Annotated in this window: 11 protein-coding genes, 2 tRNA genes and 1 rRNA gene; 6 read left to right on the top strand and 8 right to left on the bottom strand. The window is 54.5% G+C overall.

What is annotated here, in order from left to right; all coding sequences use genetic code 11:
• Nucleotides 1-307 precede the first annotated feature (307 nt).
• The 3 genes from ACL2XO_RS04080 to ACL2XO_RS04070 form a co-directional block, all read right to left on the bottom strand.
• Nucleotides 308-383, bottom strand: a tRNA-Ala gene (locus ACL2XO_RS04080).
• Between the two features lie 193 nt (nucleotides 384-576).
• Nucleotides 577-653, bottom strand: a tRNA-Ile gene (locus tag ACL2XO_RS04075).
• Nucleotides 654-727: 74 nt separating this feature from the next.
• Nucleotides 728-2,270: ribosomal RNA gene (locus ACL2XO_RS04070) — 16S ribosomal RNA — on the bottom strand.
• A gap of 532 nt (nucleotides 2,271-2,802) precedes the next feature.
• Here ACL2XO_RS04070 and ACL2XO_RS04065 point away from each other — a divergent pair.
• Nucleotides 2,803-3,354, top strand: a complete 552-nt coding sequence (locus tag ACL2XO_RS04065; protein ID WP_413726468.1) for a gamma carbonic anhydrase family protein — start codon at nucleotides 2,803-2,805, stop codon at nucleotides 3,352-3,354.
• Here ACL2XO_RS04065 and aroE read toward each other — a convergent pair.
• The 5 genes from aroE to dprA are packed head-to-tail and all read right to left on the bottom strand — an operon-like array spanning nucleotide 3,351 to nucleotide 6,898.
• On the bottom strand, nucleotides 3,351-4,169 hold the full coding sequence (aroE, locus tag ACL2XO_RS04060; protein ID WP_413742215.1) for a shikimate dehydrogenase: 819 nt from the start codon (nucleotides 4,167-4,169) through the stop codon (nucleotides 3,351-3,353). The genes ACL2XO_RS04065 and aroE overlap by 4 nt on opposite strands.
• A 17-nt stretch (nucleotides 4,170-4,186) precedes the next feature.
• Nucleotides 4,187-4,756, bottom strand: a complete 570-nt coding sequence (locus ACL2XO_RS04055; protein WP_203522937.1) for a Sua5/YciO/YrdC/YwlC family protein — start codon at nucleotides 4,754-4,756, stop codon at nucleotides 4,187-4,189.
• Nucleotides 4,743-5,300 carry a type I DNA topoisomerase gene (locus ACL2XO_RS04050; protein ID WP_132923628.1) on the bottom strand — a complete coding sequence of 186 codons (558 nt, stop codon included), beginning with the start codon at nucleotides 5,298-5,300 and terminating at the stop codon, nucleotides 4,743-4,745. The genes ACL2XO_RS04055 and ACL2XO_RS04050 overlap by 14 nt, the downstream gene beginning before the upstream one ends.
• A 31-nt stretch (nucleotides 5,301-5,331) precedes the next feature.
• Complete coding sequence (locus ACL2XO_RS04045; RefSeq protein ID WP_132923629.1) at nucleotides 5,332-5,805, bottom strand: DUF494 family protein; 474 nt, start codon at nucleotides 5,803-5,805, stop codon at nucleotides 5,332-5,334.
• Nucleotides 5,777-6,898, bottom strand: a complete 1,122-nt coding sequence (gene dprA, locus ACL2XO_RS04040) for a DNA-protecting protein DprA (protein ID WP_203522938.1) — start codon at nucleotides 6,896-6,898, stop codon at nucleotides 5,777-5,779. Before dprA ends, ACL2XO_RS04045 begins: the two co-directional genes overlap by 29 nt.
• Nucleotides 6,899-7,027: 129 nt before the next feature.
• Between dprA and def the strand changes: the two genes are divergently transcribed.
• The 5 genes from def to mscL all read left to right on the top strand — a co-directional run bounded on the left by def (nucleotide 7,028) and on the right by mscL (nucleotide 12,039).
• Nucleotides 7,028-7,543 (top strand): peptide deformylase, encoded by a 516-nt coding sequence (def, locus tag ACL2XO_RS04035; RefSeq protein WP_132923631.1) that lies wholly within the window; start codon nucleotides 7,028-7,030, stop codon nucleotides 7,541-7,543.
• Between the two features lie 22 nt (nucleotides 7,544-7,565).
• On the top strand, nucleotides 7,566-8,525 hold the full coding sequence (fmt, locus tag ACL2XO_RS04030) for a methionyl-tRNA formyltransferase (protein ID WP_132923632.1): 960 nt from the start codon (nucleotides 7,566-7,568) through the stop codon (nucleotides 8,523-8,525).
• An 84-nt stretch (nucleotides 8,526-8,609) separates the two neighbouring features.
• Nucleotides 8,610-9,929, top strand: a complete 1,320-nt coding sequence (gene rsmB, locus ACL2XO_RS04025) for a 16S rRNA (cytosine(967)-C(5))-methyltransferase RsmB (protein WP_413742214.1) — start codon at nucleotides 8,610-8,612, stop codon at nucleotides 9,927-9,929.
• A gap of 16 nt (nucleotides 9,930-9,945) precedes the next feature.
• Nucleotides 9,946-11,322 carry a Trk system potassium transporter TrkA gene (gene trkA / locus ACL2XO_RS04020; RefSeq protein WP_132923634.1) on the top strand — a complete coding sequence of 459 codons (1,377 nt, stop codon included), beginning with the start codon at nucleotides 9,946-9,948 and terminating at the stop codon, nucleotides 11,320-11,322.
• Nucleotides 11,323-11,607: 285 nt separating this feature from the next.
• Nucleotides 11,608-12,039: a large-conductance mechanosensitive channel protein MscL gene (gene mscL / locus ACL2XO_RS04015; protein WP_132923635.1), complete on the top strand. Its 432-nt coding sequence runs from the start codon at nucleotides 11,608-11,610 to the stop codon at nucleotides 12,037-12,039.
• Nucleotides 12,040-12,108: the final 69 nt, after the last annotated feature.

The following is a 12,108-nucleotide window of genomic DNA, read 5'->3' as shown; positions in this document are numbered from 1 at the left end:
TCCGTGCCGGGCGCCTTGCCCTGCATTCGTTCGCTCAGTCTTGCTTCGGCGCGGCCTGTTACGGACATCGCCAGCGTTGGACAGAGGCTGTTATCGACATAACAGCATTCTAGGTTTGCTTGCTTTGAGAGACTCGCATACTGATTTTGCTCAGCATGTTTTTTCAAATTTTCAGCTTGTTCCGGATTGTTAAAGAGCAGTATTTCGCAGCATACTTAACGCGCGTCCACCCGCAGGCGTCGCCATATCAGTGTGCTCTGAAATAATTAAAGAAAAACCAGACAATCTCTCATTTCGCGGCGCGAAATGGTGGAGCTAAGCGGGATCGAACCGCTGACCCCCTGCGTGCAAAGCAGGTGCTCTCCCAGCTGAGCTATAGCCCCAAGTCGTTTCTAACCTTTTATCATCCTGTCGTCTTTTTCCCGGCACCGCAAACTTGCATTGGTTATCAACGCCAGTAGCAATATTCTTTTGGGAGAGAAACAACACGATAGCCCATTCGTTTCCAGGCAAGGCGTGGGGTCACGAAGTTTATAATAATAAACGAGTGGCGCCGCAACGCAGCATGGGAAGGAATGGTAGGCCTGAGTGGACTCGAACCACCGACCTCACCCTTATCAGGGGTGCGCTCTAACCACCTGAGCTACAAGCCTATAGAAGGTTTTTCTTGCTCAATACTGTTATCAGACAATCTGTGTGGACACGTCACTTGACGCGCATCTTTCGGTAAGGAGGTGATCCAACCGCAGGTTCCCCTACGGTTACCTTGTTACGACTTCACCCCAGTCATGAATCACAAAGTGGTAAGCGCCCTCCCGAAGGTTAAGCTACCTACTTCTTTTGCAACCCACTCCCATGGTGTGACGGGCGGTGTGTACAAGGCCCGGGAACGTATTCACCGTGGCATTCTGATCCACGATTACTAGCGATTCCGACTTCATGGAGTCGAGTTGCAGACTCCAATCCGGACTACGACGCACTTTGTGAGGTCCGCTTACTCTCGCGAGTTCGCTTCTCTTTGTATGCGCCATTGTAGCACGTGTGTAGCCCTACTCGTAAGGGCCATGATGACTTGACGTCATCCCCACCTTCCTCCGGTTTGTCACCGGCAGTCTCCTTTGAGTTCCCACCATTACGTGCTGGCAACAAAGGATAAGGGTTGCGCTCGTTGCGGGACTTAACCCAACATTTCACAACACGAGCTGACGACAGCCATGCAGCACCTGTCTCAGAGTTCCCGAAGGCACAACTCCATCTCTGAAGTCTTCTCTGGATGTCAAGAGTAGGTAAGGTTCTTCGCGTTGCATCGAATTAAACCACATGCTCCACCGCTTGTGCGGGCCCCCGTCAATTCATTTGAGTTTTAACCTTGCGGCCGTACTCCCCAGGCGGTCGATTTAACGCGTTAGCTCCGAAAGCCACGGCTCAAGGCCACAACCTTCAAATCGACATCGTTTACAGCGTGGACTACCAGGGTATCTAATCCTGTTTGCTCCCCACGCTTTCGTACCTGAGCGTCAGTCTTCGTCCAGGGGGCCGCCTTCGCCACCGGTATTCCTCCAGATCTCTACGCATTTCACCGCTACACCTGGAATTCTACCCCCCTCTACGAGACTCTAGCCTGCCAGTTTCAAATGCAGTTCCCGAGTTAAGCTCGGGGATTTCACATCTGACTTAACAAACCGCCTGCGTACGCTTTACGCCCAGTAATTCCGATTAACGCTCGCACCCTCCGTATTACCGCGGCTGCTGGCACGGAGTTAGCCGGTGCTTCTTCTGCGGGTAACGTCAATGATTGAATCTATTAAACCCAACCCCTTCCTCCCCGCTGAAAGTGCTTTACAACCCGAAGGCCTTCTTCACACACGCGGCATGGCTGCATCAGGCTTGCGCCCATTGTGCAATATTCCCCACTGCTGCCTCCCGTAGGAGTCTGGACCGTGTCTCAGTTCCAGTGTGGCTGGTCATCCTCTCAGACCAGCTAGGGATCGTCGCCTAGGTGAGCCGTTACCCCACCTACTAGCTAATCCCATCTGGGTTCATCCGATGGTGTGAGGCCCTAAGGTCCCCCACTTTGGTCTTGCGACATTATGCGGTATTAGCTACCGTTTCCAGTAGTTATCCCCCTCCATCGGGCAGATCCCCAGACATTACTCACCCGTCCGCCGCTCGCCGGCAAAGTAGCAAGCTACTTCCCGCTGCCGCTCGACTTGCATGTGTTAGGCCTGCCGCCAGCGTTCAATCTGAGCCATGATCAAACTCTTCAATTAAAAGCTTGATGCTCAAAGATTTCATCTGGTTAATCTTTTGAATTAACTGTTTGTCACTCTTCAAGACTTGTATTGTTGTGTTTCGATACGGTCTTGTGAGTGCCCACACAGATTGTCTGATAAATTGTTAAAGAGCGTGCGCCGCTATGATTCAGTCTGGCGCGAGGTGGCGTATATTACGCTTTCCCCTATCAGTGTCAAGCCCGTCAGGCTTGCTTCTGACTCGTTTTCGGTCCTTGTGAAGCTGCTCACAGTCCCGGTCGATGGAGGCGCATTATAGGGATCCGATTATATTGCACAAGCGTTTTTTGATCTTTTCCAGCTGATTGCTTATTTTTCAACCCCGCCGTATTGATCTTAAACGATCCGGTGCCGAGATCGTCCCGGGTTTGAAGATCGAGGACCCCTGCCGCGTTCAGATCCTAGCCTGACCCGACTCGATAAAAAAAGCGAATTTGGCCACATCGGTTGTTGTCATGGCGGCCATCTCGGCGATAAAGTCAGTTAAATTTATTTGCTTGAGGTAATCGTCATGTTACAACCTTCAGGATCGCTGCGCCCATACCAGGGTATGGTGCCGGAACTGGGTCAACGGGTCATGATCGATCCTTCCAGCGTCGTGATCGGGGACGTCAGGCTGGCGGATGACGTCGGCATTTGGCCGTTGGTGGCCATTCGTGGCGACGTCAACAAAGTCATCATCGGGGCAAGAACCAATATCCAGGACGGCAGCGTACTGCATGTGACCCATAAATCCGATTACAATCCGGCCGGCAACCCGTTGATCATTGGCGATGATGTTACAATAGGCCATAAAGCCATGTTGCATGGCTGCACCATCGGCAACCGGGTCTTGGTGGGCATGGGATCCATTATACTCGACGGCGCGGTGATTGAAGAGGACGTCATGATCGGCGCCGGCAGCCTGGTAGCGCCAGGGAAGCGTCTGGAAAGCGGTTATCTTTATGTGGGTAGCCCGGCCAGAAGATCCAGGGCGCTGACGCCAAAAGAAATCGGCAGACTACTCTATTCATCTGATAACTATGTACGCTGGAAAGACGAGTATCTTGCCCAAGGGAGTTAAGTCGATTGCTCCTGGCGTAATAAATCTAATACCGGCTTGATTTGGGGCAGGACGCCATGCCATAACAAAAACGAATAGGCGGCCTGGCCTACCAGCATACCGAGGCCGTCAGCGTAATGCTCGCTGCCTCTATTGACACACCACTGCAGGAAAGGCGTCAGTCCTTTCTGATAAAACATGTCATAGCAGTTTATCGACGAATTAATCAACGAGCCCGCCAGGGCCGGTACCTCGCCATGGACACCGGAAGTCGTGGCGTTAATGACGAGATCAAAATCCGGTTCGGCGAGTTCGTTTAACGGCTGTGCGTTGATAGTGCCCACATGCTGATAAAACGATACCAGCTCACGCGCCCGTTCAAATGTCCGGTTGGTAAGCATTATTGAACAGCCGTAAGACAGCAAAGGCAAGATAACGCCGCGCGCCGCGCCGCCGGCGCCCACCAGCAGAATGCGGCTTTCCGGCCGAATCAGTTCCAGACGGCGCAAATCCGTTAACAGGCCGATGCCGTCGGTATTGTCTCCCAATAACGTTCCGTCAGACTGTTTTTTGACGGTATTCACCGCCCCGGCCTGGGACGCCCGCTCGGTCAGCTGGTCACAAAGGCCGAAGGCCCGTTCTTTGAACGGCATGGTGATATTGGCCCCTTCACCACCATCGGCAAAAAATGACCGTAAAACCTGTTCAAAATCATCCGGGGGAGCCAATACCCGGCCATAGGTATGGGGGATACCGGTTTGCTCGGCGAACAGCGCATGGATACGGGGCGATCTGCTGTGTTTTATCGGATTACCGAATACGGCGTAGGTTTCCATAATCTTTTCTCGTCTTTTCAGCCTTGGCGGATAAGGGTGCCAGTCAAGGCATCTCGAATTTCCGAAGGGTTTAGCCGCCCCTCGACGTTGCCGTCCATCAGCGGAAAATCATTACCAAACTGCAGCCGTACCTCCGCCGCGGTCCGGGCAGGCTCCCGGCCGGACAGATTGGCGCTGGTGGATACCAGCGGTTTTCCGAATGCCAGGCAGAGCTGCCGCACCGGCTCAAAAGCGCTGACGCGCACCGCCAGGGTCGAAAATTGCCCGGTAAGGTAGCGGGGCGTTTCCGGCCTGGCGGGCATGACCCAGGTCACCGGCCCCGGCCAGCTGGACATAATCCGTTCCATCTGCGGATGGGTTAATGCGCTGTCGTCAATATAAGGCAGCAGCTGCCGGTACTCGGCGGCCACCAGTATCAATCCTTTGGTCCAGGGACGAAGCTTCAGCGCCAGCAATGCCCGCACCGCCGTTTCGCTGTCAGGATCGCAGCCCAGGCCGTAAACGGCTTCGGTGGGATATGCCACCACCTGGTCCCGGCCCAGTTTATTTACCAATTCGGACAGATCCGACAGATTATTCTTCATCATTCTCTTTGACTGTAACCGGTTTGCCGCAGCGTTTATCGGCACAATAAAGTATGGCGCCCCGTGAGGTATTTTTTTCTATTAACAGCGGAAAGCGGCAATAAGCGCATTCCCCCGCGACAGGTTTAAAATTGACCACGAACCGGCATCGGGGGTAGGCATCGCAGGCGTAAAACGTTTTACCAAAACGGGATGTCCGCTGCACCAGATTTCCCGTCCGGCATTGCGGGCAGGTAAAAGCGGTCTCATCAGGTTTGTCCGTCGCCGCGATATAATCGCAGACGGGATAGTTGGAACAACCGATAAACATGCCGTAGCGCCCCTGGCGCAACACCAGGGTCCCCTGACAGGCCGGACAGGTCTGCCCTTCCAGCACGGTGACGATATGTCCGTCAGCATGCTGTTTTAGCGGTTTGATATAAGCGCAACGGGGGTATTGAGAGCAACCGAGGAACGGGCCATGCTGACCGGACCTGATGACGAGCTCTGCCCCGCAATCAGGGCAGCGCTCAGTGGGCCTGGCGGTAAAAAGCGCGGCTTTTGCCATAAATTCCAATCATCAGTAAGTCTGTCATTCTTTAATGCAGATGGTTTTCATCTTCCTCAAATACGAGATCTTCCATTTGCTGGTATGCATTTTCATATCCTGGGATATTAAAAAGCACCATCAGGATAACCCATTTGAGATCTTCCAGATCAAACTCAGCGGCATCCAGGGCCATGACGCGATCGATAACCATTTCACGGGTTTCAAGGTTCAGCACCTGAATCTGTTCAAGAAACAGTAAGAATCCACGACATTCCGTATCCAGGAACTGGCTCTCTTCATCGGTATAAATACGTAAAGCGAGCGGATCGGCACTCATCGTAAAGGTTTTGCTTTGCCCATCCTGTAAATCAGCCAGTTTCTCCAACCAGTTCAGCGCGTTATAAATGTCATCCTGATGAAAACCCGCACGGGTTAAATCATCGGTCAACTTATCTTGATCCACACGCATTTCGACTTCATTGTGGATATATGTCTCAAACAAGTACATTAGTACGTCGAACATGGCCTGCCCTCCTTAAACGGACATAGCCGCCGGGTACAACTGCGATCCATCCTGCTAACTCCAGCTCAAGCAGCTTAATCACCACCTCTGGCACAGGTTGGCCGGCACGTTCAGCGACGACGTCAACAGGTGTAACCTCATCTCCTACGTTAGCCAACACATCGGCAAATGGCAATTCAACTTCGCGTTCTGCCGCATAAATAATTTTATCCTGCTCCAAAGTCAGCCAATTCAGGCCGCTGCCGAGCTGATCCAGGATTTCTTTTGGCTGCGTAATCAGATAAGCGCCCTGCTGAATCAGCCAATGGGTTCCTTCGGTACCGGAATTGCCGAGCGGACCGGGCAAGGCATAGACATCCTTGCCCTGGTCGAGGGCATATCGCGCGGTAACCAGCGAGCCGCTTCTGGCGGCGGCCTCCACCACCAGCACCCCGAGGCTCAGCCCGCTGATGATGCGGTTACGATAGGGGAAATGGCTCGCCAGAGGCGCCGCGTCCAAAACAAACTCCGAAACCAGCGCGCCGCCCTCCCCAACGATACGCTCGGCGAGCTTATGGTGCTGCGCCGGATAGACGTTCTGCAGCCCGCTGCCCAATACCGCGACGGTACGCCCCTTGGCGTCCAATGCCGCACGATGGCTGATGCCATCGATGCCCAGCGCCAGCCCGCTGGTAATGGTGAGACCGCACCGGGACAGCGCCGCGGCAAAACAGGATCCCCACTGCTCCCCGTATACCGTATAGCGACGGCTGCCGACCATGGCCAGCTGCTTTGAGTTCAGGCAGCCAATATCTCCTTTGACAAACAGCGCGGGAGGCGGACAGGCGAGATTTCGAAGCCGGTGGGGATAAGCCTCATCGGAAAAGCTGACAAAATGGTGGCCGGGATGCTCCAGCCAGCGAAGCGCAGCTTCGATATTGGCGGAAGGATACTGATGAAATCGCTGGCGCTGGCGAGGAGTAAGGTAGGCAAAAAGCGCCCCTTGCCGATCAAAGTCAGCGGAGAGTGGCAATTGTGACAGACATTCAAACGCCTTTGCGCCATTCAAGCCCTTTACCGCCGCCAGGCGCATCCATATTTCCATTAACGTCATGCTGACCTCTGCATCCGTGCGTATTGCCGGTGACGCGACATTTATGCACCGATGCTGTCAATCAGGACGGGAAATGTCTAGAATAAGAGGTGGAATAGTTTTCATAATCGGACGCAGATATAGACTCATATGCCAGTATTGCAGGTATTACATTATCCAGATGAGCGGCTTCGCATTGTTGCGAAACCGGTAAAAGAAGTTAATGACGCTATTCGCCGTATTGTGGATGATATGTTTGAAACCATGTACGTCGAAGAGGGAATTGGCCTGGCCGCAACCCAGGTCAATATACATCAGCGTATTATCGTCATAGATGTATCGGAGACCCATGATCAGCGTCATGTCTTGATCAACCCTGAGCTGCTGAGCAAAAGCGGCGAGACCGGGATTGAGGAAGGGTGCCTGTCGATCCCCGATCAACGGGGTTTTGTGCCCCGGGCCGAAAAAGTGACAGTGCGTGCGCTGAATCGGGAAGGAGAGTCATTCGAGCTTGAAGCGGACGGGCTGTTGGCCATTTGTATCCAGCATGAGATGGACCATCTGGTAGGTAAATTGTTTGTCGACTATCTTTCGCCCTTAAAGCGTCAGCGCATACGTCAGAAAATGGAAAAGATGGCGAAGATCAACGCCCGCGCCGAAAAATAATCGTCGCCATACAGGAATTAACGTGTCCGATTCTCTACGTGTCATTTTTGCCGGTACGCCCGATTTCGCCGCGCGCCATCTCAGCGCATTGCTCGGTTCCAGACATAAAGTCGTCGGGGTGTTTACCCAGCCGGATCGCCCGGCCGGCCGGGGCAACCGGCTTACGGCCAGCCCGGTCAAGGAGCTGGCGCAGCAGCATCACCTGCCGGTCTTCCAGCCAAAATCATTACGCCCGCCGGAAAATCAGCGCCTGGTGGCGGAGCTGGCAGCGGATATCATGGTGGTGGTGGCCTATGGCTTGATTCTGCCTCAGGCAGTGCTGGATATGCCGCGTCTGGGATGCCTGAACGTCCATGGCTCACTGTTGCCGCGCTGGCGGGGCGCGGCGCCAATCCAACGCGCCCTGTGGGCCGGCGATGACGCCACGGGTATCACCATCATGCAAATGGATGCCGGTCTTGATACCGGCGCGATGCTGCTGAAACTTTCCTGCCCCATCACCCCGGAAGACACCAGCGCCAGCCTGTATGAAAAATTGGCGGCTCTCGGCCCCGGCGCCCTGCTCGAGACCCTTGACCGCAGCGCCGCGGGTCATTTGGCGCCGGAAAAACAAGACGAGAGCCGGGCGACCTACGCCGAAAAGTTAACGAAGGAAGAAGCACGCCTGAATTGGCAATTGCCCGCGGCCGACCTGGAACGCTGCGTGCGCGCCTTTAACCCCTGGCCCGTCAGCTTTATCACGATCGCCGGTCAGCCGGTGAAAATCTGGCGGTCGGCGGTGGAGGATACGGCCGCGGACGTTTCACCCGATGCGATTCCCGGCACCATCGTCCGTGCTGACAAGAACGGCATCCTGGTGGCCACGGCTCAGGGCGCGCTCAATCTCCTATTATTGCAACCCGCGGGCAAAAAACCCATGTCGGCGCAGGATTTGCTTAATTCGCGCCGTGAATGGTTTACTCCGGGTACAATTCTGGTCTGATTTTTACAGGGGGTTATCGCCCGGTTTTTGCAAGAAAAACCGGGTGGTTACGTTCCGGCTGTTTCCACCATCCTCCGGTCAATTATGAATAAACATTATAACCTCCGCGCATTGGCGGCGAAGGCTGTCGCCCAGGTGCTCGATCAAGGATTATCCCTCAGCCAGGTGTTGCCGTCGCTGCAAACGCCCCTGGCCGACAAGGATCGCGCATTATTGCAGGAGCTATGTTTTGGTATTTTGCGCACGCTGCCGCAGCTTGAAGGATACATCAGGCAACTGATGGCCAAACCGCTCACCGGCAAACAGCGAACGGTGCATTACCTGCTGATGGTGGGCATATATCAATTACTCTTCACCCGAATTCCCCCTCATGCCGCGCTGGCGGAAACCGTCGACGGCGCAGTTGCGTTGAAGCACCCGCAGCTCAAGGGGCTGGTGAACGGCGTATTGCGCCAATTCCAACGGCGACAGGAAGAACTGATGGCCGCCGACGACCGCCAGGAGAGCCGTTTTCTTCATCCCTCGTGGCTGGCTAGACGGCTGCAGGCCGCTTACCCCGAAGAAGCCTCGGCCATTATGGACGCCAACAATCAGCGGCCCCCTATGTGGCTGCGCGTTAACCGGCTGTTCAACAGCCGCGATGAATACCTGCAGCTGCTGGCCGGGGAGGATATCATCGCCTACCCCCACCCGGCGCTGCCGGAGGCGGTCAGGCTGGAAACTCCCTGTAATGTCGGTCGGCTGCCGGGCTTTGACCGCGGCTGGGTGACGGTACAGGATGCGGCGGCGCAAGGTTGCGCGCTGTGGCTTGATCCGCAGGCGGGGGAAGATATTCTGGATTTATGCGCCGCGCCGGGAGGAAAAACCACCCATATATTGGAACTGGCTCCCTTGGCCCGGGTCACTGCCGTGGATGTGGATACCCAGAGGGCCGGCCGGATCAAAGAAAACCTGCAGCGTCTCGGACAGCATGCTAATGTCATCGTCGGTGACGGACGATTGCCGGCGCAGTGGAGCGAGGGGCAAACGTGGGACCGTATTTTGCTGGATGCGCCCTGCTCCGCCACCGGCGTTATCCGCCGGCATCCCGATATCAAATGGCTGCGCCGCGACAGCGATATTGCCGAACTGGCCGCGCTGCAACGGCAAATTCTGACCGCCATTTGGCCGCGGCTTAAACCCGGCGGGACGCTGCTGTATGCCACCTGTTCGGTATTGCCGGAAGAAAATCGCGAACAGATCCGGCGCTTTTTGCAGGAAAATGCCGATGCCGAACTCGCCGGCACGGGTGACGCCGAGCAGCCCGGTTTACAATGTTTGCCGGCCCCGAATGAGGGCGATGGTTTCTTTTACGCTAAGATAACGAAAGGGCAAACAGCCGATAACCCGGCGCGGACAAAATAAGTATGAAGAGTCGATAATGAAAATAATCATCCTTGGTGCGGGACAGGTTGGCGGCACGCTGGCGGAAAACCTGGCGGGGGAGAACAACGATATTACTATCGTCGATACCAACCCCAACCCTCTGCGACAGCTGCAGGATAAGTTCGATTTACGGACCATCCAGGGCCATGCTTCGCATCCCAGGGTGCTCCGGGAAGCCGGCGCGGAAGACGCGGACATGCTGGTCGCCGTCACCAACTCCGACGAAACCAATATGGTAGCCTGCCAGATTGCCTATACCCTGTTCAAAACCCCCAACCGTATCGCGCGCATTCGTTCGGCGGATTATATCCGGGAATCCGCCAGGCTCTTTTCGACGGAAGTCGTGCCTATCGATCACTTGATATCACCCGAGCAACTGGTTATTGAAAGCATCTATAAGCTGGTGGAATACCCCGGTGCGCTGCAGGTAGTGAATTTTGCCCAGGGCAAAGTCAGTATCGCAGCGGTGAAGGCCTATTATGGCGGTCCGCTGGTGGGCAACGCCCTGTCTTCCCTGCGCGAGCATATGCCGCATATCGACACCCGCGTCGCCGCCATATTTAGGCAGGATCGGCCGATTCGTCCCCAGGGATCCACGGTTATCGAGGCGGGGGATGAAGTCTTTTTTGTGGCCGCATCGCCGCATATCAGGGCGGTAATGAGCGAACTCCAGCGACTGGAAAAACCCTATAAACGTATCATGATCGTCGGCGGCGGCAATATAGGCGCCGGATTGGCGCAGCGGCTGGAGAAGGATTACAGCGTAAAACTGATTGAACGCGATCAGCAGCGGGCGGCTGAGCTGGCGGAACTGTTGCAGGATACCATCGTATTTTACGGCGATGCATCCGATCAGGAGCTGCTGGCGGAAGAGCATATTGAACAAATCGATGTGTTTATCGCCATCACCAATGATGACGAAGCCAACATTATGTCCGCCATGCTGGCCAAACGCATGGGCGCCAAAAAAGTGCTGGTATTGATTCAACGCCGCGCCTATGTGGATCTGGTGCAGGGCAGCGTGATCGATATCGCCATCTCGCCGCAGCAGGCCACGATCTCAGCGCTATTAGGCCATGTGCGAAAAGCGGATATTGTCAGCGTGTCCTCGTTACGCCGTGGGGTGGCCGAGGCCATAGAGGCTATCGCCCACGGCGATGAGAGCACGTCAAAAGTAGTGGGTCGGGCTATCGACGCCATCAAATTGCCCCCCGGCACGGTTATTGGCGCTATTGTCCGGGGCGACGAGGTGATCATCGCCAATAAAAACAGTCATATTCAGCAAGGGGATCATGTGATTATGTTTTTGACCGACAAAAAATTCATTACCGATGTGGAACGCTTATTCCAACCTAGCCCCTTCTTTCTATAAAAAATATTAATGTGTTTTAACATAACAATATTTCGGTCATTTTTAAGTTGCCCGGTTCTAGCGCCGGGCAATGAAAAAATGGCCGCCCAGACCTACAAAAATGCTGCTGTAAAATAAAGGGCTCATTCTTATTAGGGATATTATCCCGCTCGGTCGTTGACAGGACGCTTAATGTCGGACTATTCCTTATATTGAGGGCCCGATAACCTTCACCTTCGAAGCATTCTGGCAAAATAATGATCCTTTGTTAGAATTAATTTGTTATTAACCTAAGGGAACAAGCCTATGAGTTTTTTGCAGGAATTTCGTAAATTTGCCATGCGCGGCAACGTAGTAGACCTGGCGGTAGGTGTGATTATCGGTGCTGCTTTCGGCAGAATCGTCTCGTCACTGGTGGCAAACGTCATTATGCCGCCTCTGGGACTGCTGATTGGCGGTGTCGATTTCAAACAGTTTGCCTGGGTGTTAAAACCGGCGCAGGGAGATACGCCGGCGGTAGTGATGCAATACGGCATTTTTCTGCAAAATATTTTTGACTTCATTATTGTCGCGCTGGCCGTATTTTGCGTGGTCAAACTGATCAACAGCATGCATCGTAAACAGGAAGAGGCGCCGGCCGCGCCGCCCCCCCCCAGCGCTGAGGAAACGTTACTGACCGAAATTCGGGATTTGTTAAAACAGCAGCAGCAAACCCAGGCCGGCAGACCGATAGAATAAGCGTGGATATTAAGTCACTATTTTCCGCCGGGCGTTGCGACAAAGACGACGGGACAATGCGGACAGGAC

The sequence above is a fragment of the Sodalis sp. RH15 genome (assembly GCF_047324255.1).
GTDB classification, from domain to species: domain Bacteria; phylum Pseudomonadota; class Gammaproteobacteria; order Enterobacterales; family Enterobacteriaceae; genus Acerihabitans; species Acerihabitans ligni.
Note: the sequence above shows the minus strand (reverse complement) of the source record. Positions and strands in the feature narration are given on the sequence as shown.